At 68.1% G+C, this 26,711-nt stretch carries 19 protein-coding genes and 1 pseudogene; 12 read left to right on the forward strand and 8 right to left on the reverse strand.

Going from position 1 to position 26,711, the window contains the following annotated elements; all coding sequences use genetic code 11:
* Positions 1 to 3: 3 nt before the first annotated feature.
* The gene (gene pbpC / locus WT26_RS26660) at positions 4 to 2,256 is read right to left on the reverse strand and encodes a penicillin-binding protein 1C (protein ID WP_069274317.1); all 2,253 of its coding nucleotides are present in this window, start codon (positions 2,254 to 2,256) and stop codon (positions 4 to 6) included.
* A 7-nt stretch (positions 2,257 to 2,263) separates the two neighbouring features.
* On the reverse strand, positions 2,264 to 8,323 hold the full coding sequence (locus tag WT26_RS26665; RefSeq protein WP_069274318.1) for an alpha-2-macroglobulin family protein: 6,060 nt from the start codon (positions 8,321 to 8,323) through the stop codon (positions 2,264 to 2,266).
* 287 nt (positions 8,324 to 8,610) lie between these two features.
* Here WT26_RS26665 and WT26_RS26670 point away from each other — a divergent pair, with 287 nt between their 5' ends.
* The 5 genes from WT26_RS26670 to WT26_RS26690 all read left to right on the forward strand — a co-directional run bounded on the left by WT26_RS26670 (position 8,611) and on the right by WT26_RS26690 (position 13,767).
* Positions 8,611 to 9,114, forward strand: a complete 504-nt coding sequence (locus WT26_RS26670; protein WP_069274319.1) for a sugar dehydrogenase complex small subunit — start codon at positions 8,611 to 8,613, stop codon at positions 9,112 to 9,114.
* The gene (locus WT26_RS26675) at positions 9,114 to 10,733 is read left to right on the forward strand and encodes a GMC family oxidoreductase (protein ID WP_021162033.1); all 1,620 of its coding nucleotides are present in this window, start codon (positions 9,114 to 9,116) and stop codon (positions 10,731 to 10,733) included. The genes WT26_RS26670 and WT26_RS26675 overlap by 1 nt, the downstream gene beginning before the upstream one ends.
* Positions 10,734 to 10,735: 2 nt before the next feature.
* Complete coding sequence (locus WT26_RS26680) at positions 10,736 to 12,013, forward strand: cytochrome c (RefSeq protein WP_059522548.1); 1,278 nt, start codon at positions 10,736 to 10,738, stop codon at positions 12,011 to 12,013.
* 174 nt (positions 12,014 to 12,187) lie between these two features.
* Positions 12,188 to 12,607, forward strand: a complete 420-nt coding sequence (locus tag WT26_RS26685; RefSeq protein ID WP_069275150.1) for a DoxX family protein — start codon at positions 12,188 to 12,190, stop codon at positions 12,605 to 12,607.
* 83 nt (positions 12,608 to 12,690) lie between these two features.
* Positions 12,691 to 13,767: a porin gene (locus WT26_RS26690; protein ID WP_420480955.1), complete on the forward strand. Its 1,077-nt coding sequence runs from the start codon at positions 12,691 to 12,693 to the stop codon at positions 13,765 to 13,767.
* A gap of 73 nt (positions 13,768 to 13,840) precedes the next feature.
* Here WT26_RS26690 and WT26_RS26695 read toward each other — a convergent pair whose 3' ends face one another.
* Together WT26_RS26695 and WT26_RS26700 are read right to left on the reverse strand one after the other, a co-directional pair.
* Complete coding sequence (locus WT26_RS26695) at positions 13,841 to 15,154, reverse strand: MFS transporter (protein WP_069274321.1); 1,314 nt, start codon at positions 15,152 to 15,154, stop codon at positions 13,841 to 13,843.
* Between the two features lie 41 nt (positions 15,155 to 15,195).
* Entirely contained in the window at positions 15,196 to 16,380 is a 1,185-nt protein-coding gene (locus WT26_RS26700; protein WP_069274322.1) for a M20 aminoacylase family protein, read from the reverse strand.
* A 174-nt stretch (positions 16,381 to 16,554) separates the two neighbouring features.
* Between WT26_RS26700 and WT26_RS26705 the strand changes: the two genes are divergently transcribed.
* Both WT26_RS26705 and WT26_RS26710 read left to right on the forward strand, forming a co-directional pair.
* Positions 16,555 to 17,457: a LysR substrate-binding domain-containing protein gene (locus tag WT26_RS26705; RefSeq protein WP_069274323.1), complete on the forward strand. Its 903-nt coding sequence runs from the start codon at positions 16,555 to 16,557 to the stop codon at positions 17,455 to 17,457.
* 182 nt (positions 17,458 to 17,639) lie between these two features.
* Positions 17,640 to 17,960, forward strand: coding sequence for a pyrimidine/purine nucleoside phosphorylase (locus WT26_RS26710; RefSeq protein WP_006478890.1), 321 nt, complete (start codon positions 17,640 to 17,642; stop codon positions 17,958 to 17,960).
* Positions 17,961 to 18,063: 103 nt separating this feature from the next.
* Here the strand turns inward: WT26_RS26710 and WT26_RS26715 are convergent, their stop codons facing one another.
* The 4 genes from WT26_RS26715 to WT26_RS26730 all read right to left on the reverse strand — a co-directional run bounded on the left by WT26_RS26715 (position 18,064) and on the right by WT26_RS26730 (position 22,239).
* A complete protein-coding gene (locus tag WT26_RS26715) occupies positions 18,064 to 18,414 on the reverse strand; it encodes a hypothetical protein (protein WP_069274324.1) in 351 nt (116 codons plus the stop codon).
* 320 nt (positions 18,415 to 18,734) lie between these two features.
* The gene (locus WT26_RS26720; protein ID WP_069274325.1) at positions 18,735 to 20,507 is read right to left on the reverse strand and encodes a chloride channel protein; all 1,773 of its coding nucleotides are present in this window, start codon (positions 20,505 to 20,507) and stop codon (positions 18,735 to 18,737) included.
* Positions 20,508 to 20,524: 17 nt separating this feature from the next.
* Positions 20,525 to 20,938: a MarR family winged helix-turn-helix transcriptional regulator gene (locus WT26_RS26725; protein ID WP_069274326.1), complete on the reverse strand. Its 414-nt coding sequence runs from the start codon at positions 20,936 to 20,938 to the stop codon at positions 20,525 to 20,527.
* Between the two features lie 104 nt (positions 20,939 to 21,042).
* A complete protein-coding gene (locus WT26_RS26730; RefSeq protein WP_069275151.1) occupies positions 21,043 to 22,239 on the reverse strand; it encodes an HPP family protein in 1,197 nt (398 codons plus the stop codon).
* Between the two features lie 365 nt (positions 22,240 to 22,604).
* On the opposite strand from WT26_RS26730, the gene WT26_RS26735 reads away from it, so the two are divergent.
* The 5 genes and pseudogenes from WT26_RS26735 (at position 22,605) to WT26_RS26750 (ending at position 26,589) form a co-directional block, all read left to right on the forward strand.
* Complete coding sequence (locus tag WT26_RS26735; protein WP_069274327.1) at positions 22,605 to 23,573, forward strand: LysR family transcriptional regulator; 969 nt, start codon at positions 22,605 to 22,607, stop codon at positions 23,571 to 23,573.
* A 69-nt stretch (positions 23,574 to 23,642) separates the two neighbouring features.
* Positions 23,643 to 23,804: pseudogene (locus WT26_RS36480) on the forward strand (LysR family transcriptional regulator); the annotation flags it as partial.
* A 176-nt stretch (positions 23,805 to 23,980) separates the two neighbouring features.
* On the forward strand, positions 23,981 to 24,334 hold the full coding sequence (locus WT26_RS37640) for a hypothetical protein (protein ID WP_060138876.1): 354 nt from the start codon (positions 23,981 to 23,983) through the stop codon (positions 24,332 to 24,334).
* Between the two features lie 21 nt (positions 24,335 to 24,355).
* On the forward strand, positions 24,356 to 25,012 hold the full coding sequence (locus WT26_RS26745) for a hypothetical protein (RefSeq protein ID WP_069271186.1): 657 nt from the start codon (positions 24,356 to 24,358) through the stop codon (positions 25,010 to 25,012).
* 41 nt (positions 25,013 to 25,053) lie between these two features.
* Positions 25,054 to 26,589, forward strand: a complete 1,536-nt coding sequence (locus WT26_RS26750) for a WG repeat-containing protein (RefSeq protein WP_069274328.1) — start codon at positions 25,054 to 25,056, stop codon at positions 26,587 to 26,589.
* The last annotated feature ends 122 nt before the right edge of the window (positions 26,590 to 26,711 follow it).

Here is a 26,711-nt window from a genome sequence, read left to right on the forward strand (position 1 = left end):
CGCTCACGGTCGCCGCGCCCCCGGCTTCGCGAACGCGCCGCGCACCTCGAAGCCGATTGCGTCGGCAACGTTGCCGCGCGCATCGACGAGTTCGAGCCGGTGCCGGCCCGGCCACGGCATCCACGCGATGCGGTCGGCATGCCCGATCACCTTGTCGTCGAGCCGCCACGCGAACTTCGCGGCGCGCCCGGCCGAGCGCTCGAACCAGATCCGCTGATTCTTCGGCGGAATGTCGGGGTCGATCGCGAAGATCGTGCCGTCGGTCGGCGTGCCGATCGTCAGCGGCGCGCGCGCGCCGTCCTTGCCCGGCGTGACGGGGGCGGCGAGCCGGATCGTGTCGACCGCCGTGCCGGCGAGAAACCATTCGCCGCGCGCCGGCTCGAGATCGCGCTCGAAGGTGATGCGGCGCGTCTCGACGCCGGCCGGCGCACGCGGCGCGCGGCTCGGCACGTCGCGGTGCAGGTAGCCGACGACGGCCGACCACACCGGCGACGCGCCCGTGACGCCCGACACGTCCCACATCGGCGAGCCGTCCGCATTGCCGACCCACACGCCGACCGTATAGCGCGACGTGAAACCGACGGTCCAGTTGTCGCGCATGTCCTTGCTCGTGCCGGTCTTGACTGCCGAGAAGAAGCGCGTCGCGAGCGGATTGTCGAAGCCGAACGTGCGCACGCGTGCGTTGTTGTCGGACAGGATGTCGGTCACGACGAAGCTCGCCGCCTCGCTGAACACGCGCGTGCCGTCGGACGCGCGCGCCGGCGTCGGCGCCGAAGCCGATGCGGACGAAGCCGGCGCCGGCAGGTCGACGGCCGGGCGGGCGACGCCGCCGTTTGCGAGCGCGCGGTACGCGTTGGTCAGCGACAGCAGCGTGACGTCCGCACTGCCGAGCGCGAGGCTGAAGCCGTAGTAGTCGCCTTCCTGCGCGAGCGGCAGGCCGAGCGCGGTCAGCGTGCGCGCGAAGCGGTGCGGCGTGACGAGCACGAGCGTGCGCACGGCCGGCACGTTCAACGAGCCGCCGAGCGCGCTGCGCACGCTCACCCAGCCCTTGAAATCCTTGTCGTAGTTCTGCGGGATGTACAGGCCGCCGCCGGCGGCGAGGTTGATCGGCGCGTCGTCGAGCAGCGACGCGGCCGTCAGCCGTTTCTCGTCGATTGCCTGCGCGTACAGGAACGGCTTGAGCGTCGAGCCGGCCTGGCGCGGCGCGAGCACGGCATCGACGTCGCGCGCGCTCGACAGCGCGCCGGACGAGCCGACCCATGCACGAATCTCGCCGGTCGCGTTGTCGATCACGACGACCGCACCGTCCTGCACGTTGCGCCGGTGCGCGGGCGCATTGAGTTCGGTCAGCGCCCGCATCAGCGTGTCGCGCGCGAAGCGCTGCAGCGGCGCATCGAGCGTCGTGCGCACCTGCGCGCCGGCTGCCGGCCGGACCTCGGCCGCGATGCGCCGTGCGAAGTGCGGGGCGAGGGCGGCGCCGTCGTCGCGCGCGGCGCCGGCCGGCCGCGCGGTGACCAGCTGCACGTAGCCGTCGAGCGACGCACAGGCCTGCTCCGCATGCATGTCGCGCAGGATCCGGCACGCACGCTCGGCGACTTTCGCGGGCGTGGCGTTGGGCGCGCGCACGAGCGCGGCCGCGATCGCGGCTTCGCGTGCGTCGAGGCCCGACGGCGCCTTGCCGAACAGCACCTGCGACAGCGCGGCGAGGCCGATCGTCTCGCCGCGGAACGGCACGAGGTTCAGGTATGCCTCGAGCACCTGGTCCTTGCGCCAGCCGCGTTCGAGCAGCAGCGCGTTGACTGCCTGCGAGGCCTTCTGCGGCAGCGAGCGCTGGCCCGACCGGCGCGGCGAATCGCCGAGCAGCCCGGCGAGCTGCATCGTGACGGTCGACGCGCCGCGCGTGCGTTCGTTCCACAGGTTGCCCCACGCGGCGCCGGCGATGCCGCGCCAGTCGACGCCGCTGTGTTCGTAAAAGCGCTTGTCTTCCGACACGACGATCGCCTCGCGAAACGCGGGCGATACGTCCGCGAGCGACACCCAGTCGCCGCGCCGTTCGGTGCGGTCGACCCGCGTGCGCTGCAGCGGCGTGCCGTCGCGCGCGAGCAGCACCCAGTCGGAGCTGCGCCAGTTGCGGCGCACTTCGTCGTAGCCCGGCAGCGCATGCGCGACGAGCGGGGCCGCGAGCAGCGCGGTGATGAAGAGGCGGCCGGCAGCACCGGCAATCCGCGACGGCCGCGGTGAAGCGAATCCCTTCATCGCGCGTTCACGGCTTGCCCGCGTCGGCCGGTTTCACGGTCATCGGCGGGTTCGGCCACAGGCCGTATACGGACGGCGCGTACAGCGCCTCGACACGCGTCGGCGGCAGCCCGAACGTGCCGACGTTGTTCAGCCGCACGGTGTACTCGACCGAGAATTTGCCCTTCGGCAGATAGTCGTAGTACGCACGGTAGCCGTCGAAGTCGCGCTCGATGAACGCCGGCCATGCGCCGTCCGGCGTCTTCTCGCCCTGCGTCGCGGCTTCGGAGTCGCGGCCGAGGCCCGAACCGAGGATCGTCGAACCGGCCGGAACCGGGTCGTTGACGACGACCCACGTCATGTCGCTCTGCGCGTCGATGTCGAGATGCACGCGCACGACGTCGCCGCGCGTCAGCACACCCTTGACGGCGGGCGACACGGGCGTGACGGTCTTCGTGATCCGGTAGCCGGCCGCGAACGGCGAACGCAGCGGCACGGCCGCGAGGCTTTCGATCGTGGCCCACGGGCGGCCGGTGCCGTTCTGCACGACGCTGAGCGTGCCCGGCTGGGCCGCGCGCGGCCACGGCAGCATCACGCTGCGGGCCGCGGCGGCGCGCGTCGCCGGGGTCGCCGACGCCGCTGCGGCCGATGCAGCCGGAGCTGCCGCCGCTGCCGGCGATGACGACCACGCGATCGAGCGCTCGTCGCCGCCGAGTGCGACCTTCGTCGCGCCGGCAACCGGCGTGCTCTCGTAGGTGCGCGAGAAGCGCTCGACCGCGAGCAGGCCGAGCGCATTCGACGTGGTCGTCTGCCATGCGCCCTGGCGCTGCAGCGCGAGCAGGCCGGCCGTCACGCGCGGCATCTCGTCCTTCCACGCCGGGTCGCCGGCGAATTCCAGCGCGAGGCGGGCCGCGTTGGTCTCGTTGCTGGTCATCAGCCACCACAGGTCGTCGTCGCGCGCGGTCGAGAACACGAGCTGCGTGCCCTGGTACGTGAGGCGTGCCCGCAGGATCTGCTCGACCTGCGCGCGTTTCTCGTCGCGTTGCGGGATGTCCTTCACGCGCGTGAGGATCGCGTGATAGTCGATCACCGCCGACGTCGGCCACTGGTTCGGCGCGATCTCGATCGAGCCGAGCATGCGGCCCTGCGCGGCGCCGTAGCGCGACAGCGCCTCGATCGCGGCGAGCTTGCGGAGGTCGCGATCCTGGCGCGGCGCCCACGTGTTGCGTTCGAGGCGGCCGTCGACGAAGCGCGCGAGCCCGGCTTCGAGCTGCGTGCGAAGGTCTTCCGGCAGCGCGAAGCGCGGGTCGAGACGGCTCGCCTCGTCGGACACCACGAGCAGGTACGACGACAGCGTCGCGCTGCCGGCGTGCGAATCGTCGGACGACGGCGGGAAGTAGCTCGCGAGCCCGTCGCTGTCGAGATAGACGGGCATGCGGGCGATCAGCGCCTGCCATTGGGCGGGATCGCGCAGGCCGATCGCGCGCGACGTCTGCTGTTCGAGGCAGCGGTACGGATAGCGCTCGAACCAGCGCTTCACGCCGGGCAGCCCGTCGGCGAGCTTCGACTGCAGCGACACGGCGATGCCGCCGCGCGGCAAGCCTTGCGCGTTGTTCGCGGCGCCGGCCGGGGAGGCCACCGGCACCGTCAGCGTGCCGTCGACCTGCGCGAGCGTCGCCTGCTGTACCGTGACCGGCAGCGCGGGCACGACCTTCTGCGCGACCGCCAGCGCGTCGGACGCGCGCTTGCCGCCTTGCTCGGCCGCTTCGATGCGCCAGTTCAGCGCCCCGGCCGCGTCGAGCGCCTGCTCGGGCACGGTGACCGTCCATGCGACTTCGGTTGCCGTATCGGCCGCGAGCGACACGGTCTGCGGTGCGACATCGAGGCCCGTCACGCGCGGCGTCACGACGACCTGCATCGCGCGGTCGGTCGTGTTGCGCAGCGTGACCTGTGCGCGGAATGCGTCGCCTTCGCGTACGAGCGGCGGCAGGCCGGAGATCAGCTGCAGATCCTGCGTACTGCGGATCGACGTGCTGCCGGTGCCGAAGCGGTCGGGGCCGACCGCCGCGATCGCGACGATCCGGAAGCGCGTGAGCGCGTCGTTCAGCGGCACCTCGACGGTCGCGCTGCCGCTGGCGTCCAGCGTCACGCGCGGATTCCACAGCAGCAGCGTGTCGAACAGCTCGCGGGTCGGCGCGCTGCCGCCGCCGCCGCCGGCCGGCACGGCCTTGCGGCCGAAGTGGCGGCGGCCGACGATTTCCATCTGCGCGGTGGCCGTCTCGACGCCGTACGCGCGTCGCCGCAGCATCGCGTCGAGCAGGTCCCAGCTGTTGTTCGGCATCAGTTCGAGCAGCGCCTCGTCGACGGCCGCGACCGCGATCTGCGTGCCGGCCGGCGCGGGCTGGCCGTTCGGCAGCGTGACCTTCACGTGCGCCTGCGCCTTGCTGCGCACGGTGTAGCGCGTCGCGTCGGTCGTCACGGTCACACCGAGACGGTGCACGCCGGTGCCGACCTTGATCTCGCCGAGGCCGTAGCGGAACGCGGGTTTCGACAGGTCGACGAACGCGGTCGGCGCTTCATAGTGACGGCCCTCGCGCCAGAATGCGCGTGCCCATTCGACCGGTGCCTTCCAGCCCCACGTGAAGAACGAGTACCACGGCACTTCGCGAATCCGGCCGCGCAGCGCGAGCACCGATACATAGACGTTCGGCCCCCACGTGTCGCCGACCTTCAGGTCGACCGTCGGGTTCTTGCCGTTCAGTTCGACGATGTGCGTTTCCATCACGCCGCCGCGCTCGACGGCGACAAGTGCCGTTGCGTAGCGGAACGGCATGCGTACCTGGAAGCGGGCGGTTTCGCCCGGTTCGTACGAGGTTTTCTCGGGAATCACGTCGATCCGGTCGGTGTTGTCGCCGCCGAACCAGAGTTCGTCTTCGCGCGTGACCCACACCGAGGTCGACGCGTTCGACGTGCGGCCGTCGCCGTCCTTGGCCACCGCGATCAGCTGCACGTTGCCGGCCTGCTCGAGCGTCGCGTCGCAGGCCATGCGGCCCTTGTCGTCGGTCTTGCCCGAGCACAGCACGCCGAGGTCGCGCGTGTCGCTCTTGTTGTCGTACGCGTAGAAGCCGCCGACCATTCGCTTGCGCGACGACGTCGTGATGCGCGCGACGCCCTTGATCTCGATCGGCACGGACGCGCGCGGCTTGCCTTGCAGGTCGACCGCCAGCGCCTGCACGGGCACGCGCTGGCCGACCGAAACCCAGCGGCCCGCCTTGATGCCGGCCACCACGGCGGCCGGCCACAGGATCGTGTCGCCGCGAATCGTCTGCACTTCGCCGTTCGGGTCGGCGAACGTCGCTTCGAGCGCGATGCGCTTCGGTGCGTCGACGTCGGGCAGGCCCTTCAGCGTGACCGAACCCGCACCGTTGCGGTCGAGCGTGAGCGGCAGCTTGTCGGCGATCAGCTTCGTCGCGTCGGGATCGTTGTTCGACGACGACGCGTTGTCGCCGTCCTGCGAATCGTCGTCGGCATTGCCGTCGCTCGTGTCGGGGCGATACGGCGTGAAGCTGAAATCCTCGAAGCGATCCGCGAACGGCGGCGATGCCCACTTCATCAGCGCCGACACCTGCACGGGCAGGTTCGATGCGCCGCCGCCCGACACGTAGTCGATCTGCACCGCGAGCGGCGCTTCCTTCACGGCGACGAGCGGGCTCTTCTGCGCGTCGCGCGCGCCGATCGATCCCTTCAGCACCGGCAGGCGGAACGCCTCGACGCGGAAGCTGCCGCTGTAGTAGGTGGACGTGGGCGAGTCTTCCGGGCCGCCTTCGAGCTCGACGCTGTATTCGCCGAGCTTCGCGGCGGCCGGCAGCGTGAACTGCGAGTCCGCGCTGTGGTCGGCCGCCCACGTGAGCGGCAGCTTGTAGGTCTGGCCCGTGCCGAGATGGCGGATCGTCACGCGCGTCGGGTATTGCGACGGGAACGCGAGGCTCTGCAGCGTCTCGGACCGGATGAAGTGCTTCATCGACACGGTTTCGCCCGCGCGCAGCAGCGTGCGGTCGAACACCGTATGCGCGCGCACGGTCCGCGCGCTGTCGGTGTCGGTCGGCACGTTGAAGCGCCACGATTCGATCCCGCGGTTCCAGCCCGAGCTGACGAACGCCATGTCGGGGCCCGTCTTCGGATCGTTCACGCGGGCCGACACGAAGTAGTCGTCGAAGCGTTGCTCCGAGTCGGACGAGCTGCATGCGCGCTTCGATTCGAACGCGCCGTCGATCTTCAGCAGCCCCTGCGCATCGGTCTTGCCGGACGCGATCTCGTCGCCGTTGCAGTCCGACACGCGGATCTGCGCGTTCGGCACGGGCTTGCCCTTGTCGAGCGTCGTGACCCACACGAGGTTGTTTTCGCGGCCCTGTTTCAGGTGCACGCCGAGGTTGGTGACGAGCACCGTGGTGCGCACGTACATGCTCGACGGCTTCGCGAGCAGCGAGCGGCCGAGCGCGGGCGACGCGAGTTCGAGCACGTAGAAGCCGGGCTTGTCGATCGGCACGCCGACGACTTCGAACGGGCGCAGCGCCTTCGGGTCCGCCTTCGGCAGCGTCAGCGCCTGCACGCCGGGCTGGCCCTTGAGCAGGGTCAGCGAGCGCACGTCGATGCGGCGATCCTTCGGTGCGGGCGCCTTCTCGCCGGCCTCGCGCGGCACGTAGACGGGGTGCTGGCCCTTGCGTTCGAGCAGGCCGGGAATCTGGCCGTCGATCGAGCCGGCCGTCATCGACCAGTTGTCGAAGCGGTCGACGGTGCGCATCCACTGACGAATCGCGGTGTCGTCGTCGACCTTCAGGTTCGAGAACTGCGCGCCCTGGGTGTTGAGGCCGTCGACATGCAGGTCGGCCTCGACGTTGCGCAGCGTGACGGGCACGAGCGCGGGCGTATCGGGTTCGGCGAAGCGCTCGACGATCCCGAACGTGCCCGACGAGAACTTCGCGAGCGGCGGCATCGGCGCGGTGCGCGTCGCGAGCGGGAACAGGTCGGCGTTCGACAGCGGTCGGTCGGTCACGTCGCGCAGGCCCGACGGCAATTCGACCGTCAGGCCGGCCTGCTCGGGCAGCGGCGGGTTGAACGTGACGGTGGTGACTTCCTCGCTCTTGTCGTCGGCCGCGAAGGTCGGCGACAGCGAACCGTCCGGGCCGCGCAGCTTGATCGCCTCGGCGTTCTTGCGCGAGATCGGCGCGTTGAACGACAGCGTGAGCGGGCGCAGCGGCGTGCAGGGCGCCTTCGCGTTCTCGCGTTCGCACGAGAAGCTCGCGGCGAACGGTGCGCGCACGGTGAAATCGAAGCGCCGTTCCGTTTCGTTCGGGATCCCGCTCGGGCTCGCGACGCCCTTGCCGTATACGAGCTGCATCTTTGCGCTCGCGGGCAGCGCCTGCGCGCACGACAGCGTCAGCACGCGGGCGGCATCCTTCTTCAGCCCGAAGTGATCGAGCAGCGCGTTGCGCGCATCGTCGTCGGCGGCCGTGACGGGAATGCGGTTGCCGATGCCGGCCGCTTCGCACCAGATGTTCGCGAGCGCCGAGCGCGGTTCGGCCGGGCCGTTCAGCTTCAGCACGAATACCTGGTGCTCCTCGATCTCGCGCGAGCCGGGGCGGACGTTCACCGGGAACGGGCCGCCCGTCTGGAACGTGAAGCGGCGCGGGCCGCTGGCCGCGTTGCCCGCGACCGAGCGCAACGTGTCGTTGAGCGCGACCGAGCAGCGCACGCCGGGCGGCAGGTCGTTTTCGAAATCGTAAACCCAGGTCTTGTCGTCGAGCCAGTGCCCCTGGCCGCGCGCGGCCGCGGAGTCGTTGCAGGTGACGCGCGCGGGATTCGGCGCGGACGCCGAGCCGAACGCGACCATCGGTTCGTCGAACTTGACGACGCTTTGCCGGACTTCGGTGACGGTGCCTTGCGGCGAGACGCTCACCGTGCGGGCCGCGCCCGCATGCAGCGACAGTGCCGTGGCGCCGCCGAGCGCCGCGACGGCGCCGGTGCGCCAGAGCCATCGCGTGATGGTTTGAAAGGTTGGTTCGTGCTTGTTGTCGTCGTGCTGCTTCATCGCTCGATTGCCCTCGGAGGGAAGCTTTCTGTTTGATTGCACGCGATTCTAACCGACCGGCATGGCAGCCCATCGTCGCGCGACACGGGGAGAGGGCATCGCGGATTTGTCGCGCAGGGGACACAAAAATCCGGCGAAATGTCGATTGTCTCGGATTGCGGAACATTTAATGGACTATAAAAAGATTGTTCGATCCGATTTGTGCGCGTACATTTCAGGTCCGCGCCAATGTTTGAGAAATATCAAGCGTGGTTTTCCCGAATCCGGTGTTCCAGAGAAAAGGAAACATGCACAACGACAACACTCCCCACTCGCGTCGCACGGGCGACGCCGCCGCCGGCTTTACGCGGCGTCAATGGCTGCAGGGCGCACTGGCGCTGACGGCGGCGGGCCTCACGGGCTCGCTCGCGCTGAAGGCGCTGGCCGACAACCCGGCCGCCGCGCCGCTCGATACGTTCATGACGCTCTCCGAATCGCTGACCGGCAAGCCGCGCCTGAATCGCGTGCTCGGCCAGCGCTTCCTGCAGGCCTTGCAGAAGGGTTCGTTCAAGACGGCCGACAGCCTGCCGCAACTCGCCGGCGCGCTGTCCGCGGGCACGCTGAGCCCCGATCAGGAGAAGCTCGCGCTCGCGATTCTCGAGGCGTGGTATCTCGGCGTCGTCGACAACGTCGTGATTACCTACGAAGAAGCATTAATGTTCAGCGTCGTGTCCGATACGCTCGTGATCCCGTCGTATTGCCCCAACAAACCCGGCTTCTGGGCCGACAAACCGATCGAGAGGCAAGCCTGATGGCCGATACCGATACGCAAAAGGCCGACGTCGTCGTCGTCGGCTCGGGTGTCGCAGGCGCGATCGTCGCACACCAGCTCGCGATGGCGGGCAAGTCCGTGATCCTGCTCGAGGCAGGCCCGCGCATGCCGCGCTGGGAAATCGTCGAGCGCTTCCGCAACCAGGTCGACAAGACCGACTTCATGGCGCCGTACCCGTCGAGCGCGTGGGCGCCGCACCCGGAATACGGCCCGCCGAACGACTACCTGATCCTCAAGGGCGAGCACAAGTTCAACTCGCAGTACATCCGCGCGGTGGGCGGCACGACGTGGCACTGGGCCGCGTCGGCGTGGCGCTTCATCCCGAACGACTTCAAGATGAAGACCGTGTACGGTGTCGGCCGCGACTGGCCGATCCAGTACGACGACATCGAGCATTACTACCAGCGCGCCGAGGAAGAGCTCGGCGTGTGGGGCCCGGGCCCCGAGGAAGACCTGTACTCGCCGCGCAAGGAGCCGTACCCGATGCCGCCGCTGCCGTTGTCGTTCAACGAGCAGACGATCAAGAGCGCGCTCAACGGCTACGACCCGAAGTTCCACGTGGTGACCGAGCCGGTCGCGCGCAACAGCCGCCCGTACGACGGCCGGCCCACTTGTTGCGGAAACAACAACTGCATGCCGATCTGCCCGATCGGCGCGATGTACAACGGCATCGTGCACGTCGAGAAGGCCGAGCAGGCCGGCGCGAAGCTGATCGACAGCGCGGTCGTCTACAAGCTCGAGACCGGGCCGGACAAGCGCATCACCGCCGCGGTCTACAAGGACAAGACGGGTGCCGACCATCGCGTCGAAGGCAAGTACTTCGTGATTGCCGCGAACGGTATCGAGACGCCGAAGATCCTGCTGATGTCCGCGAACCGCGATTTCCCGAACGGCGTTGCCAACAGCTCCGACATGGTCGGCCGCAACCTGATGGATCACCCTGGCACCGGCGTGTCGTTCTACGCGAACGAGAAGCTGTGGCCGGGCCGCGGCCCGCAGGAGATGACGTCGCTGATCGGCTTCCGCGACGGCCCGTTCCGCGCGACCGAAGCCGCGAAGAAGATCCACCTGTCGAACATGTCGCGCATCAACCAGGAGACGCAGAAGATCTTCAAGGCCGGCAAGCTGATGAAGCCCGAGGAGCTCGACGCGCAGATCCGCGACCGTTCCGCGCGCTACGTGCAGTTCGACTGCTTCCACGAAATTCTGCCGCAGCCCGAGAACCGCATCGTGCCGAGCAAGACGGCCACCGACGCGATCGGCATCCCGCGCCCGGAGATCACCTATGCGATCGACGACTACGTGAAGCGCGGCGCCGTGCACACGCGCGAGGTCTACGCGACGGCCGCGAAGGTGCTGGGCGGTACCGAAGTCGTCTTCAACGACGAATTCGCGCCGAACAACCACATCACGGGTGCGACGATCATGGGCGCGGATGCACGCGACTCGGTCGTCGACAAGGACTGCCGCACGTTCGACCATCCGAACCTGTTCATCTCGAGCAGCTCGACGATGCCGACCGTCGGTACGGTGAACGTGACGCTGACGATCGCGGCGCTCGCGCTGCGGATGTCGGACACGCTGAAGAAGGAAGTCTGACCGTGCGGAAATCTACTCTCACCTTCCTCCTCGCCGGCTGCCTCGCGCTGCCGGGCCTCGCACGCGCGGCCGATGCGGCCGATCCGGCGCTGGTCAAGCGCGGCGAATACCTCGCGGTCGCCGGCGACTGCATGGCGTGCCACACCGCGAAGGGCGGCAAGCCGTTCGCGGGCGGTCTCGGCATGCCGATCCCGATGCTCGGCAAGATCTATACGAGCAACATCACGCCCGATCCCGAGACGGGCATCGGCAACTGGACGGCCGAGGACTTCGAGCGCGCGGTGCGCCACGGGGTGTCGAAGAACGGCGACAACCTGTATCCGGCGATGCCGTACGTGTCGTACGCGAAGATCAACGACGACGACGTGCAGGCGCTGTACGCGTACTTCATGCACGGCGTCGAACCGGTCAAGCAGGCGCCGCCGAAGAACGAGATCCCCGCGCTGCTGAGCATGCGCTGGCCGCTGAAGATCTGGAACTGGCTGTTCCTGAAGGACGGCGCGTACGAGCCGAAGCCGGCGCAGAGCGCCGAGTGGAACCGCGGCGCGTATCTCGTGCAGGGGCTTGCTCACTGCAGCACGTGCCACACGCCGCGCGGCATCGCGATGCAGGAGAAATCGCTCGACGAAACCGGCGGCAGCTTCCTGTCGGGTTCGGTGCTCGCGGGCTGGGACGGCTACAACATCACGTCCGACCCGAACGCGGGGATCGGCGGCTGGACGCAGCAGCAGCTCGTCCAGTACCTGCGCACCGGCACCGTGCCGGGCCTCGCGCAGGCGGCCGGGCCGATGGCCGAGGCGATCGAGCACAGCTTCTCGAAGATGACCGAAGCCGACATCGGCGCGATCTCGACGTACATTCGCACGGTGCCGGCAGTCGCCAGCGGCGATGCGAAGCAGTCGCGTTCGTCGTGGGGCAAGCCGGCCGAGGACGGCCTGACGCTGCGCGGCGCAGCGCTCGCGTCGTCGGGCATCGATCCGGCACGGCTGTATCTCGGCAACTGCGCGACCTGCCACCAGATGCAGGGCAAGGGCACGCCGGACGGTTATTACCCGCCGCTGTTCCACAACTCGACGGTCGGCGCACCGAATCCGGTGAACCTCGTGCAGGTGATCCTGAACGGCGTGCAGCGCAAGGCCGGCAGCGAGGACGTCGGGATGCCCGCGTTCCGCCACGAGTTGTCGGATGCGCAGATCGCCGCGCTGACGAACTACGTGACCGGGCAGTTCGGCAATCCGGCCGCGAAGGTGACCGAGCAGGACGTCGCGAAGCTGCGCTGATGCGGCGCGCGACGGCCGCACCAGCACTATCTCGAGAGGAGGGCGCGCAGCGCATCGGGCGGCGGCCCGATGCAAGGTGGTTGCAGAGCGGGACGGGCGGCGCAGGCGGCCGCCCGTCCTGGTTCATTGACACGCCGATGCGCGCGCCGCGCATCGCTTTCGTTGATCGACACCATGACACCGAATCAACCGTTTCTCGCGTCCCAGCGCGATGTGCTGCTGCTGCTTGCCCGGATCCTGCTCGTGATCCTGTTCGTGATGTTCGGCTGGCCGAAGCTCGTGCATTTTTCCGGCACGATCGCGTACATGGGCAAGGTGGGCGCCCCGGCGCCGATCATCTCCGCCGCGATCTCCGTCGTGATGGAGCTGTTCGTCGGGATCGCGATCCTGGTCGGCTTCCAGACGCGTGCGCTCGCGTTGCTGCTGGCGCTCTACACGATCGGCACCGGCATCATCGGCCATCACTACTGGACGATGACGGGCGGCGAGCAGATCAACAACATGATTCATTTCTACAAGAACATCGCGATCACCGGCGGTTTGCTCGCGCTCTGCGCGGCCGGCCCCGGGCGTTTTTCGATCGATCGCGGCTGACCGGGCGCGCGCATGGGGCGCGCGCGGGAAGGTCGAGACTCCGAGGGGGCAATACCTTGCAATTCAAACCAATCGCATTGCTGATGGCGGCGGCCGTGCCCGCCGCCGCGAGCGCGCAGACGAGCGTGATGCTGTACGGCCGGATCGACGGCGGCATCGAATACCTGAACCACATCGCGACGCCGAACGGCAGCAAGTCGCGCTGGAGCGCGGAAGGCGGCGACTGGGGCACCAGCATGTTCGGCCTGAAGGGCTTCGAGGATCTCGGCGGCGGGCTGTCGACGGTCTTCAACCTGGAGACCGCATTCCAGGTGATGAACGGCACGACGGGCGGCGGGCGCATGTGGTCTCGGCGCGCGTATGTCGGGCTGAAGAGCGACACGTGGGGCCAGCTTCAGGCCGGCCGCAACCTGTTCATCGACAGCGACGGCGTGTGGGAATTCGATCCGTTCGTGCAGCAGGCGTTTTCGTCGGCATCGCTCGTGCGCGGCCGCAACTGGCAGCAGAGCAGCAACAACATCGAATATCACAGCCCGGTGATCGGCGGCTTCGACGTGCAGGCGCAATACGCGTTCGGCAACCAGTCGCGCGGCTTCAACTACGGTGCGGCCGACGATTTCGGCCGCTCGGACGGGATCATGATCTCGTACCACTCGCCGTTGCTCGACGTGCGCGGCATCTATGACGAACTGCGCGACAACAACGGCAAGTTCAGCAACATCTTCACCGCGTCGCGCGAGTATTTCGTCGGTGCGAACGTGAAGGTGCAGAAGTTCAAGATCCAGGGCGCGTATACGCACTACCAGGCGCCGGACAGCCCGGCCGGGGTGGCCGATCGCGCCGATCACTACTGGCTCGGTGCGACCTACGCTGCGACGCCGCAATGGGCCGTGACGGGCGGCGGTTACTACGTGAAGGTGGGCGACGGCGGCGGCGACGCATCGCACGACCCGTCGGGGCACGCGATGATGTACGTGCTCGGCACCACGTACAACCTGTCGAAGCGCACGTTCCTGTATGGGACGGTTGCGTATGTGCGTAATGGCGGGAATTCGAACTTCTCGCTGCTCGCGACACCGCGTGATGCGACGTCGGGGACGAGCCCGATAACGGGCGAGTCGCAGACGGGGGCGTATGTGGGGATGATGCATACGTTCTGAGCGGCGCGCGGGAGCGCGATACGCAAAAGGGCTTCGGCAGTGGATGCAGAAGCCCTTTTTCATGTGCCGCGCATCAGTCGAGTGCCTTCCCGGCTTTTTCGTCCATGCAGCGAATCGCGAGCAGCGTCAGCACCCCGCAGCCGATCGCATACCACGCAGGCGCATTCGGATTGCCGGTAGCCGCGATCAGCCACGTGACGAAAAACTGCGCGAAGCCGCCGAAGATCGCGACGCCCACGCTGTACACGAGTGCGCCGCCCGTCGCACGCACTGCACGCGGGAACAGTTCGCCAAGCATCGCGCCCGTCGCGCCGATGTTGATCGCATGCACGATCGACAGCGCGGCGATGATCGACAGCAGGGATGCGGCGCCCGGCCAGCGGTTCAGCGCGATGAACGCCGGGTAGATCGCGGCCATCAGCGCGATGCGCGTCCACCAGACGATCCGGTTGCGCCCGTACACGTCGGACAGGTGGCCGCCGATCGGCGTCACGAGCATCAGGATCGCGCCCGCGACGCAGCCGGCCGTCATCGACAGCCAGGTCGGCAGGTGCAACACCTGCACGCCGTAGATCGCCATGTAGAACACGATGATGTAGTGGATCGACGTGCCGCCGATCGTCACGCCGAGGCCCGCGAACACGGCCTTGCCGTGATGGCGCAGCACGTCGGCGAGCGGCAGCGATGCGACCTTTTCCTTCTGCGCGCTCGCCGCTGCCGGCACTTCCTCGACGGTGCGGCGCAGCCAGTAGCCGAGCGGCACGAACAGCGTGCCGATGATGAACGGCACGCGCCAGCCCCAGCTTTCGAGCTGCGCGGCAGTGAGCGTCGACGTCAGCGCGACGCCGGTCAGCGCACCGGCGAGCGCCGCAAGCCCCTGGCTCGAGAACTGGAACGATGCGTAGAAGCCGCGACGATGCTGCGGCGCCTGTTCGAGCAGCAGCGTGGTCGATGCGCCGACTTCGCCGCCCGACGCGAACCCTTGCAGCAGGCGCGCGAGCACGAGCAGCAGCGGGGCGGCGAGGCCGATCTGCGCGAAGGTCGGCGCGACGGCGATCGTCGCGGTGCCGAGCGCCATCAGTAGCAGCGTGAGGATCATCGCCTTCTTGCGGCCGGCACGGTCGGCGTACATGCCGATCACGAGGCCGCCGAGCGGGCGCGTGACGAAGCCGACACCGAAGCTCGCGACCGCGAGCATCAGTTGCCCGAACGACGAATGCACGGGAAAGAACAGCTTGCCGATCAGGATCGCGAAGAAGCTGTAGACCGTGAAATCGTAGAACTCGAGCGCGTTGCCGACGGCGGCGGCCGCGATCAGCCGGCGTTTCTTCGCGGCGGCGCGAGCATCGACCGGCGTGCCGGCGAGCGAAAGGGCGGACGTTTTCATGCAATTCCCCGATGAACGCGAGCGCGCGTGATGAAGGGCCGTCAGGCCGCGAGCCAGGCTTCGGCGATGCGAACCCAGTAGCTCGCGCCGATCGCGAGGATGTCGTCGTTGAAGTCGTAGCCGGGGTTGTGCACCATGCAGCCGCCCTTGCTGCCGATCCCGTTGCCGATGAATGCGTAGCAGCCGGGGCGCGCTTCGAGCATGAACGCGAAATCCTCGCTGCCCATCAGCGGCGCGGTGTCGGTTTCGACACGCTCGGCGCCGAGCATCTGGCGCGCGATGTCGGCCGCGAATGCAGTCGGCTCCGCGTGATTGACGAGCACCGGGTAGCCGTAGTCGTAGTCGACTTCCGCCGTGACGCCGAAGCTTTCCGCCTGGCCTTTCACGAGCGCTTCGATGCGGCGCGCGAGCAGCGCGCGCACGTCGGCGTTCAGCGCGCGCACCGACAGCTTCATCACGACGGTTTCGGGAATGATGTTGAAGGTCTCGCCGGCCTGCACGCTGCCGACGGTGATCACGGCCGCATGCTGCGCATCGACCTCGCGCGCGACGATCGTCTGCAGCGCGACCATGATGCTGCCCGCGGCCGACATCGGATCGCGCGCGAAATGCGGCATCGCGCCGTGGCCGCCGACACCGCGCAGCGTGATCGTCACGCGGTCGGCCGATGCCATCGCGGCGCCGGTGCGGAAGGCCATGTCGCCGGCTGCGCGGCCCGGCATGTTGTGGATCGCGAAGATCGCGTCGCACGGGAAGCGCTCGAACAGGCCGTCGTCCATCATCGCCTTCGCGCCGCCGAAGTTTTCCTCGGCCGGCTGGAAGATCAGGTTCAGCGTGCCGGAGAACTGGCGCGTGGCCGCGAGGTGGCGCGCCGCGCACAGCAGCATCGCGGTGTGGCCGTCGTGGCCGCACGCATGCATCTTGTTCGCATGGCGGCTCGCGTACGGCAGGCCGGTGGCTTCCGCGAGCGGCAGTGCGTCCATGTCGGCACGCAGCCCGACCGTGCGCGTGCCTTGCCCTTCGCGCAGCACGCCGACCACGCCCGTCTTGCCGATGCCGCGATGCACGTCGTAACCCCAGCCGGCAAGCAGCTCGGCGACGAGATCGCTCGTGAGCGTTTCCTCGAATGCGAGTTCGGGGTGAGCGTGGATGCGGCGGCGCACCTCGACCAGCTCGGGCGCGATCGCGGCGATACCGGGGATGACGGGGTTCACGGCTTGCAGCATGGTGTCTCCTGTGGGGCGTTTGACGCACATATGACGAGCAAGCATATAAATTTCTTTTGCGTACCAGAAGCTGATAAATTGCTTTGGTGCTCACCACCGGTTGCCGCTAGGGAACACCCTGAGATCGGCTGCCGGGCCCGGTGTCCGGGTTTCCACGGATCACGCGTCGCCGCCATGAAATACCATCAGCTGAAAGCGTTCGTCACCGTTGCGGAGGAGGGGAGCATTCGCGCGGCCGCGCGGCGCCTGAACGTGTCGCCGGCGGCACTGACGAAGGCGGTCAAGGAGCTGGAGATCGCGCTCGGCGTGTCGCTCGTCGTGCGCACCGCGCGCGGCGTGCAGCTCACCGCGTTCGGCCAGCAGCTGCAGGTGCGCGCGCGACTGATCGTCGCCGAAATGCAGCGCGCCCGCGACGACATCGAGCAGGCGCAAGGGGCGATGACGGGCTCCGTCGCGGCGGCGGTGACGCCGGCCGCCGCGGTGACGATCCTGCCCGATGCGTTTCGCGCGTTCCGGCGGCGTTTTCCGGTAGCGCGCGTCAGTATCGTCGAAGGGTTTCCGGGCGTCGCGCTGCCGCGGCTGCACGACGGCTCGCTCGATTTCGCGGTGGCCGTCGTCGTGCCCGAACTGCTGGCCGCCGAGTTCGATCACGCCGAACTGTATTCGAGCCGTTCGCTGATCGTCGCGCGCAAGGGCCATCCGCTCGCATCGGCCACGTCGCTCGCCGATCTCGTCGAAGCCGACTGGCTGATGAATCCGTCACCCGAAAGCTCGACGCAGGTGCTGTTCAATTCGTTCGTCGCCTACGGGTTGCCGGTGCCGGCGCGCGTCGTCGAATGCCCGAGCTTCGGGCTCGCGCGCAGCCTGATGATGGGCTGCGACCTGATTGCATCGATGCCCGAGCAACTGCTCGACGCCGACTGGGCGCGCGACCGGCTCGTGGTGCTGCCGATCCGCGAGCGGTTGCCGGCCGTATCGGTGCAGGTCATCACGCGTCGCGACAGCCCGCTCACGCCGGCCGCGGCAATGCTGCTCGATTGCCTGCGCGATTCGGCGCGCAGGCAAGGGCTGCGGTGAACGGGACGTACACGGGTCAAACGCGCTTTGCCAGTCATCCTGAGCATTGGGGCCGCATGATGAACGGCGGCCCGGCGCGATTTTCGTGCGCGGCCGGCGAGCCGGTATCATAGCGGCCGGCCGGCGCCGCCGGCCGCTCTCCAACCATCGCCAACTTTCAGACCCAGCAATCAGAGGCATTCATGACCAGTGCAACCCAATTCGACAACGTATCGGTCGTCAAGCGCGCGAACGTCTATTTCGACGGCAAGTGCGTGTCGCATACCGTGCTCTTCCCGGACGGCACGCGCAAGACGCTCGGCGTGATCCTGCCGTGCGCGCTCAACTTCGGCACCGACGCGCCCGAATTGATGGAAGTGCAGGCCGGCAAGTGCCGCGTGAAGCTCGACGGCAGCAGCGAATGGCAGACCTACGGCGCCGGCGAATCGTTCTCGGTGCCGGGCAAGAGCCGCTTCGACATCGAAGTGCTCGAGACGCTCGATTACGTCTGCAGCTATCTTTGACGACGTCGGCGCGCATGGCGCGCCGCCCGCCGTTCAATGAAAAAGCCCCGCGATTGCGGGGCTCGTTGTTTGAAGGGCCGTGCGAGGCCGTTCGCCGGACGCGTTACAGGCAGGCGTTGATGTCGCCTGCGGCATCGGCGCCCGCACCGCTGCCGGCACGGAAGCCGACCCAGGTCTTCGCGCCCGCGGTCTGGGCCGGGCGCACCAGCGCGGCCGCGCCGTTCGGCGGCTGCTGGCCCGGCGCGTAGACGTCGGTCGCGAGGCCATTCGCGAGCACGTACTGCGAGACGACCTGTTGCTGGGATTTGTCTGCCCAGGTCTTCGCGATGCACGCCGAGACTTCCTGAGCAGGTTTCTGGCTCTGTCCCACGTTTTGCACGGCAGGCGACGGATCGGCCGCGTGCGCGGAAATTGCGATAGTCAGTGCGATGAGCGGTAAGTATTTCGCGTTCACGTTATCTCCCTCGAGTCGTGATTGATTGAGTGGGATGCGCAGCAGGACTGCACAAGTGAGATCGCACAGCGCGGATCGGGTTCAAGCAATTGCGCAACAAGATGTTAAGGCGCTTGCCAAACGGCTGATCCGGTGCTGCGCCGACTGGTCGTCTCGCTGCCCGAGCGTGGGATGGGTGAAGGGTCGCCGCGTGCGGCATTCGTGCGAATGCCGCGCGTCGACTCGTTATCGTGGGATGGATGGTTGCAGGCCCCGTCGCATGAGCACCATGATGACAAACTTTCGCAGATCGAACTGTCAAGCAAGTTCAAATGCGCGGGTCAACCGGCCTTGCGCGCGTTGGCCGGGACGATCGGGCGGAAGCGCTCGCGCTTCTGTTCGTCGTCGAAGTGCTGCAACGCGGGCTTGATGAGGTCGCTGCGCGACACGATGCCCGTCATGCGCAGCGATTGCGCGTCGTCGATGACCGGCAGCCGCTCGAGCCCGAGCATCGCGAGTCGCGACGCGACGACGCGGCACGTTTCGTGCGCGAGTGCGACCACGGGCGCGCGATCGGCCAGCACGTCCGCGATCGGCGTGCCGGGCGCGCGGCTCGCGCGCTGCGCATCGAGCGTCGCGCGATCGACGAGACCGAGCAGGCGGCCGTTCTGCACGACCGGGTACGCACGGTGCGTCTGCTTCGCGCCGAAGAACGTTGCATCGACCTCCGCGAGCGTCGTCGCGCCGTCGATCGCGACGAGCAGGTCGGCGGACGTCATCACTTCGCCGATGTCGTGCCGCTCGAGCGGATCGACGCCGTATTCGCGATAGATGTGATAACCGCGGCGTGCGATCTTTTCCGTCATGATCGAGCGTTTCATCACGATGGTCGCGAAGCCGTGCGCGACGAGCGTCGCCGCGAGCAGCGGCAGCAGCGCGTTCGCGTCGTGCGTGAGGCCGAACGCGAACACGATCGCGGTCAGCGGGGCGCCGAGTGTCGCGCCGAGCGTCGCGGCCATGCACACGAGCGGCCACAGTGCCGGGTCGCCGCCCGGCAGCATCGGCGACAGCACGGTGCCGAGGCCGGCGCCGAGCATCAGCAGCGGGGCGAGCACGCCGCCCGACGTGCCCGAGCCGAGCGCGATCACCCACATCACGGCTTTCACGATCAGCAGCGCGAGCGCGATCTTCAAGGCGATGTGCTGGTGCAGCAGGTCGCCGATCACGTCGTAGCCGACGCCGAGCGCGCGCGGCTCGAGCCAGCCGCCGATGCCGATCACGATCGCGCCGAGCGCAGGCCACCACATCCAGTGCACCGGCAGCTTCGCGAAGGTGTCCTCGACGCGGTACAGCGCGGCCGACAGCCCGCATGCGAGCATGCCCGACAGCAGTCCCGCGACGATGCACGACAGCAGCGCGACGGGCGTCGGCGCGGCCGTCGTCAGCGGAAACAGCGGATCGACGCCGAAGAACACGGCGCGGGCGAAACCGGCCACCGCGCATGCCAGTGCGACCGGCAGGAAACTGCGCGGACGCCATTCGAACAGCAGCAGTTCGACCGCGAGCAGCACGGCGGCGACCGGCGTGCCGAACACGGCCGTCATGCCGGCGGCGGCGCCGGCGACCAGCAGCGTCTTGCGCTCGGCGGCGGTCACGTGCACGCACTGCGCGATCAGCGAGCCGAGCGCGCCGCCCGTCATGATGATCGGGCCTTCGGCGCCGAACGGGCCGCCGCTGCCGATCACGACGCCGGACGACAGCGGCTTGAGGATCGCGACCTTCGGCGACATGCGGCTCTTGCCGAACAGGATCGCCTCGATCGCTTCCGGAATGCCGTGGCCGCGGATCTTTTCCGAACCGAAGCGCGCCATCAATCCCACGATCAGCCCGCCGATCACCGGCACCGCGATCACCCACGCGCCGAGCGCGTTGCCGGCCGGCGAATGGTCGACGAACGAGAACTGCTGGAAGAAAAACAGGTTCGTGAACAGATGGATCAGGCTCAACAGCACGAACGCGGCAAGCGTGCTTAGCAGGCCGATCCCGGCGGCAAGCAACGCGATCCTGGGCAGGCGTTCGTTGGTCGAGAAATCGCGTTTGTGCGGTGCGTTCATCGTGTCGGACGTCGGCGTCAGTAATCGATCTGCGGAACCTGGAACGTGTCCTTGAGCGACTTCAGCTCGGCGCGATGCATGGCCGCGAGGCGGGCGAGCAGCGTTTCGCCGGCGGTTTCGAGATGGACCTCGACCTGCCGGCGATCCGCTTCGCTCGTCTTGCGCTTCACGAGGCCGAGCGCTTCGCAGCGCGTGACCAGCGCCACGACACCGTGGTGCTGTGCCTGCAGGCGTTCCGCGAGTTCGCCGATGGTCGCCCATTCGCGATGCGGGTAGCCCTTGATGTGCAGCAGCAGCAGGTATTGCAGCGGCGTCACGCCTTCGCTTTGCGCGGCGCGCTCGGAGAAGCGCTCGAAGCGGCGCATCTGGTAGCGGAACTCGGACAGTTGCTGGAAATCGGATTTGTGCAGCGCGCGTCGGATGTCGGTCATCGTGATGGAGAAGGGAAAGCAGTCGGGCGAATATATATCACAATATGATATAAAGACGCGAATTGCACCGCCGGCGGCAGCGCGGAACGCGCGGCGGCGTCAGGTCACGCTGCTTCGAGCATTTGCGTCTGCCGATACAGGCCCGTGACGAGATCCGTCTGGGTGATGATTCCGACGAGCCGGTGCGATTCATCGACGACCGGAATGTGGTGGTGGCCCGAATGCGTCAACAGCGGGACGAGCGCGGTGATCGGCATCGTTTCCGGCACGTACGCGACGTCGCGCGTCATCACGGAGGCGACGCTCGCCGGCTGGCCGCCGAACGATTGCGGCAGCCGCGCGGACAGGCGTTGCCACAGCCGGGTCGGGCGGCGCAGCTGGCGCGTGAGGTCGGCGCGCGTGACGATGCCGGTCAGGCGGCCTTCGCCGTCGACGACGGGCAGCGCCTTCACGCGGTGGCGGTCGAGCAGCGTGAGCGCGGCCATGACCGACGTCGACGGCGCGACTTCGATCGCATTCCTCGTCATCAGGTCGGCGCACGAGAGCCGGCCGAACGTGCGCGTATAGGCCTGCATTTCGGTTTCGCGCAGCAGCGCTTCCAGGTCGTCCGGATCGACGTCGAGCCATTCGCCGCGGCGTTTCAGCACGGCGTCGAGGTCGCCGCGCGTAAAGCCACCGCGGCCACCGCGGCCACCGCGTGCGCGCGCCGGCACGCCGCCCGCCTGCGGTTTCGCTTCGGGACGCACGCCGCCGTGCGGGTAGCGGTGCCCGGTGAGCGCGTGATAGGCGAGCGCGGCCGACAGCAGGATGGCCGATTGCAGCGCGATCGGCTCCAGCACGAAGCCGAACCCGAGCGAATGGATCGCAGGGCCGCCGACCACGGCCGTGAGCGCGACGGCGCCCGACGGCGGGTGCACGCAGCGCAGCGCGAACATGCCGCCGATCGCGCACGCGATCGCGACCGCGGCGGCCGTGACCGGATCGGCGATCCATTGTGCGCAAGCGACGCCGACCGTCGCCGCGACGAGATTGCCGCCGATGATCGACCACGGCTGCGCGAGCGGACTCGCCGGCACCGCGAACAGCAGCACGGCCGACGCGCCCATCGGCGCGACGAGCAGCGGCACGAGGCCCGGCACGCCGGGCACGGCCTTCATCGTGAAGCCGACTGTCGCGATGCCGACGAGCGCACCCGTGCACGAACGCAGGCGCTCGCGCCAGCCCAGCGACATCGGATGGGGAATGAAGCTGTGCAGCCATTGCCGCAACGTGCGACGGGGCGTGGAGGAGCCGGACGACATGGAATCCATGAAGAAAGAAGGGGACGATGCGCGCGTGTCGGGGTACGGGGGTGCGGCATTATATCGCGTTGTGATATAAATTGCGGCGCAGCATCGAGGTGTTGCGGGCGCGCGCCAAGCGATGCTTTCGGGAAGCTTTCGCCGGATGAAAACTTCGGCGCAGCAGCGCACGTTCGTTCGCAGCGGCGTACAATTCCGCGCACCGATTTCCCCCCCGAACGTCCCGACCACGCATGCGATGCCCGCTCTCCCGCCTCTTCTCCGGCATGGGGAATCGCGTCGTCGTGGTTTCCGTCCGTGTTCCGTTCCCCACCTGACGCGAGCGCTGCCGACGCCTCCCCACAGACTCTCCCCAAGCCAATTCAATGGACATGCTCGAAAACATGCGCCTGTTCGTGCGCGTCGTCGAAGCCGGCAGTTTTACTGCGGTCGCGAAGGAAATCGACGCGACCACCGCGCAGGTGTCGCGCGCGGTTTCGAACCTCGAAGCGCACGTACAGACGCGCCTGCTGCATCGCACGACGCGCCACCTCGGCCTTACCGAAAGCGGCGAACGCTATTTCGAGCGCGCGAAGTCGATCCTCGCGGAAATCGACTACGCGAACGCGGAGGCGCGCAACGCGCTGCTGCGGCCGAGCGGCAAGATGCGCATCCATGCGATGACGGGGCTCGGGCAGAGTCATGTCGTGTCGTCGATCGTCCGCTACCAGGAGGACAACCCCGACGTGTCGGTCGAGCTGACGCTCGCGCAGCGGATGCCGAATCTCGTCGAGGAGGGTTATGACGTATCGATCGTGACGGCGTCGCAACTGCCCGATTCGGGCTACGTCGCGCAGACCTGCGGCACGAGCTGCAGCGTGCTCGTCGCGTCGCGCGAATACCTGGCGCGCCACGGCACGCCGCAGACGCCGGAAGACCTGCCGAAGCACACCTGCCTGCGCCTCGACACGCCCGCATCGCCGGCCGGCGAATGGCGGCTCGAGCGCAGCGACGGCGAGGAGGCCGTCTACGAACTGCAGCCGGCGCCGTTCCAGGTCAACGTGCCGGACGCGCTGTGTGTCGCGGTGCGCGCTGGGCGCGGGATCGCGTGCGTTGCGCTGTATACGGTGCTCGACGACATCCGCGAAGGGCGGTTGATCCGCGTGTTGCCCGAGTATCGGCTGCAGACGGTGAGCGTGTATGCCGTCTATGCGACGCGCCGTTATCTCGACGCGAAGATCCGCACGTTCCTCGACCACCTGCGCACGACGCTCACGCCCGCGCTGGAGGACGACCTGCGCGAACTCGACCGGCTGACCGTCGAGCACGCGCCGGACGGCCGCAAGCGCGCGTGAGCGTGGCGCCGTCGGCGGGGTGCGGCGATGCCCGCGCATCACGAGCCAATCGATCGACCCGGCATCTGAATGATTGAACTGCACCAGCTTCGCTGCTTCGTCGCGGTCGCCGAGGAACTGCATTTCGGTCGCGCGGCCCGGCGGCTCTTCATGACCCAGCCGCCGCTCAGCCGGCAGATCCAGTTGCTCGAGCATGCGCTCGGCATCGCGCTGCTCGAACGCAGCAGCCGGCCGAGCTGTATCTCGCGTGGCGCACGGACAACGACAACCCCGCGTTGCCGCGCTTCAACGCGATGGTCGACGCGTTTCTCGCGGAGCGTGCGGAAGACGGGATGGTGTGACGCGGCGTGGTTGCATGGCACACTTCGGTCCGACGCATTTCGCACCCCCGAAGACGGAATCAGACGATGCTGATCGACGCCATCCGGAATTTCTGCGCACGCTTGAAGCGGGAGATCGCGGCGGCCGCGACGCCGCAACAAGGCGATGCGCCGCCGGCGAAGCCGAAGCCGAAGCCGCGACGAGCCGGCAAGAAGAAGCTGACCCGGCATCAAAAGGCGGCGGCGGATCTCGCACGGCGGCAGATGGCGAAGGGCGTCGTCGTGCCGCAACGGCGTGACGACGCGCGCGAGGGGGTTGACTTGATAGGCGCGCAGATGGACATGCAGAACGCGCGCCGGGAAAACCACGATCTGGACTGGATCGGGGATATCGTCGACGCCGTCGTCGACAAACCGGCGAACGATGCGTCGTCGAAATAAGACCAATAACGAGGGCACAGATTGATCTGGTTGCTTTACCTGATTCCCGCCGCGATCGCGGCGTGGGTGGTGGTGTCGCGCTATGGCCCGCTGGCCGGCGGCGCGACGGCAGTCGCGGTGCTGATCGCACAGACCGCCATCCTGTCGAGGCTCGCGAAACGCGACGCGTCGGTCGAACCGCGCGTCGATCGCGACGCGGCGCAGTTCAAAAGACTGGCGGTACCCGGCGACGCCCGTCATCTGTTCAATGAACTCCGGCATGTGATCGAGCAATACGTGGACGTCGACGCCGGAACCGACGGCTCGGCCGCGTCGACGACGGACGATGACGACGCGCTCGTCGTGTTTCGCACGCGCGATCGCGCATGGTCCGGATTGCGTTGCGGCGGCGACAACTTCCGCTTTCGCCACGGTGCGATCACGACCCTCGGAATCTTCGCGATCGATTCGGTTCGAGAGCCCGGCACCGGTTCATGCCAGGGGCTGCTGTGGTTCGACGTGAAGCCGCGCAACATGCCCGCCGAAGGCAACGATCCCTACATGAAGCGCGCATTCTTCGAGCTCGGTCCGGACTCCCGCGACAGCCTCGAGCCGATGCGCGCATGGGCGCCCGCGCTCGAGTCAATCGCGACGATGGTCGGCGCGAAGTTCGACGTCGTCGTTCATTCGGACGTTTGACGACCCGCGGGCAGTCATGCCGTTTTTCAGGAGGACATTCGATGGCGCATCGCCTGTATCTGTACAACCTCGACGACGTCGGCCGGACCAGCGCGCCGTGCCTGGGCATGGTCGAATGGAACTACGACTTTCCGACCGTGCTGAGCCCGTTGCTGTCGTCGTCGCCGTTCCTGGCGCGCAACCGCTGCAACGACACCGGCGAGGCCGACGGCCTCTATGCCGACGCGGCGGGCGGCAAGGCGCTGATGGCCAGGTTGTATACGTTCCTTGAGCGTCATGCCGACCGCCTGATCGACGATCTCGACGCCTTCCGGGAAGCGAAGCGGAAGATTCTCGCGTTCCTCGGCAACCGCGCCGTGCATCGCTACTTTCATCTCGACGCATGGGACGTGTTCAATCTGTCCGACGAGACGCACGCGGGCCAGGCGCAGGCGCTGCTGGCACGCATCGAGCGCGACAACGCGCGGATCCGCGCCGCGATCGACGCGGACGATCCCGTGCTGCTCGACGCTTGCGAAGGGCTGGCATGCGAGGACGTGACGAGCTTCCGCGAGCTGATCAATCAGCCGCACTACGACTACGGGTGGGAGCCGTTGACGTCGATCATCTACGACGAAGCGCTGGTGTTCGAGCAGGACGGGCAGATGGGCGTCATGGCGATCACGGGCGAGGTGCTGGTGCCGCCGCGCTACGACGAGATCGGCGAGTTCGATGCCTGGACGGACGTCGCGATCGTCAGGCAGGGCGACCGGTACGGCCACGTCGACACGACGGGGCGGGAGATCACGCCCGTGCGGTACGAGCAGGTGTGGGCGTTCTGGCATGGCGAGTTCGCGCGGGTCAAGCGGGACGGCAAGTTCGGCGTCGTCGATCGTCACGGCGTGGAGGTGGTGCCGTGCCGTTACGCGGAATTGACGGTCTTGCTCCATTTCGGCGAATGCTGCTGGGCAGCGCGCGAGCAGGCGCTGTGGGGTGTCGTCGACCCCGTCGGGCAATGGCGGCTGCCGGCCGAATTCGACGCGATCGACCATTCGACCGGCGTGATCTTCGCGACACCCGCCGGCAGGACCGTGCCGGACGTCTATACCCGTCGCCTGGTGCGGGTGGGGAGTGCGCCGCAAGAGCAGGTCGAGGTCGTCGAGGCGAGCGACGAAAACGGCGGCAAGGCGTTTCGCTACCTGGTGCCGCAAGCCGGCGAAGACGGCGTGGCGCGCAGTGCGTTCGTCGACGAGAACGGCCATGCGCTGATCGCGCCCGGGGCGGTCGACGAGATCGCGATGTTCTCGATCGGGGTGCTGCTGCGCTTTCGGCGCGGCGGGTGCTGGGGCATCGTCGATGTCGACGGCGTGGAGCGATGCGCTGCGCGTTACGAGAGCCTGAGCCGGGCAGGCGTGCGGGACGGATGGCTGGCGATCGGCTTTCGCGACGGCGGCGCGTGGGTGGTGCACGACGACGGCGGCGAGGCGCCGCTGCCGCCCGCCGTCGCGAGCGAGCTGGCCGGGTATGACGACGCGAGCCTGTTCGACGATGCGCAGCGACGCGCATTGGCGCGCACGGCGTCGGGCGGCGGCTGTTGAGCGTCGCGCATCCACGCGGGGGATGTCGCGCGCGCCGGGATTCAGTACACTGCCCCTTTTTGCGATGACGGGACATCGGCCGGTGGCCCGGATCGTATCGCCGCGTGCGCCGGGACGACCCG

The organism is Burkholderia cepacia (assembly GCF_001718835.1).
Classification (GTDB): domain Bacteria; phylum Pseudomonadota; class Gammaproteobacteria; order Burkholderiales; family Burkholderiaceae; genus Burkholderia; species Burkholderia cepacia_F.

Bases quoted from the DNA above. Each gene is read 5' to 3' on its own strand.
- WT26_RS26730 (WP_069275151.1), bottom strand. From the start codon at position 22,239: ATGTCGTCCGGCTCCTCCACGCCCCGTCGCACGTTGCGGCAATGGCTG.
- WT26_RS26750 (WP_069274328.1), top strand. From the start codon at position 25,054: ATGGCGCATCGCCTGTATCTGTACAACCTCGACGACGTCGGCCGGACC.
- WT26_RS26710 (WP_006478890.1), top strand. From the start codon at position 17,640: ATGACCAGTGCAACCCAATTCGACAACGTATCGGTCGTCAAGCGCGCG.
- WT26_RS26685 (WP_069275150.1), top strand. From the start codon at position 12,188: ATGACACCGAATCAACCGTTTCTCGCGTCCCAGCGCGATGTGCTGCTG.
- pbpC (WP_069274317.1), bottom strand. From the start codon at position 2,256: ATGAAGGGATTCGCTTCACCGCGGCCGTCGCGGATTGCCGGTGCTGCC.
- WT26_RS37640 (WP_060138876.1), top strand. From the start codon at position 23,981: ATGCTGATCGACGCCATCCGGAATTTCTGCGCACGCTTGAAGCGGGAG.
- WT26_RS26690 (WP_420480955.1), top strand. From the start codon at position 12,691: ATGGCGGCGGCCGTGCCCGCCGCCGCGAGCGCGCAGACGAGCGTGATG.
- WT26_RS26735 (WP_069274327.1), top strand. From the start codon at position 22,605: ATGGACATGCTCGAAAACATGCGCCTGTTCGTGCGCGTCGTCGAAGCC.
- WT26_RS26665 (WP_069274318.1), bottom strand. From the start codon at position 8,323: ATGAAGCAGCACGACGACAACAAGCACGAACCAACCTTTCAAACCATC.
- WT26_RS26700 (WP_069274322.1), bottom strand. From the start codon at position 16,380: ATGCTGCAAGCCGTGAACCCCGTCATCCCCGGTATCGCCGCGATCGCG.
- WT26_RS26695 (WP_069274321.1), bottom strand. From the start codon at position 15,154: ATGAAAACGTCCGCCCTTTCGCTCGCCGGCACGCCGGTCGATGCTCGC.
- WT26_RS26670 (WP_069274319.1), top strand. From the start codon at position 8,611: ATGCACAACGACAACACTCCCCACTCGCGTCGCACGGGCGACGCCGCC.
- WT26_RS26720 (WP_069274325.1), bottom strand. From the start codon at position 20,507: ATGAACGCACCGCACAAACGCGATTTCTCGACCAACGAACGCCTGCCC.
- WT26_RS26705 (WP_069274323.1), top strand. From the start codon at position 16,555: ATGAAATACCATCAGCTGAAAGCGTTCGTCACCGTTGCGGAGGAGGGG.
- WT26_RS26725 (WP_069274326.1), bottom strand. From the start codon at position 20,938: ATGACCGACATCCGACGCGCGCTGCACAAATCCGATTTCCAGCAACTG.
- WT26_RS26675 (WP_021162033.1), top strand. From the start codon at position 9,114: ATGGCCGATACCGATACGCAAAAGGCCGACGTCGTCGTCGTCGGCTCG.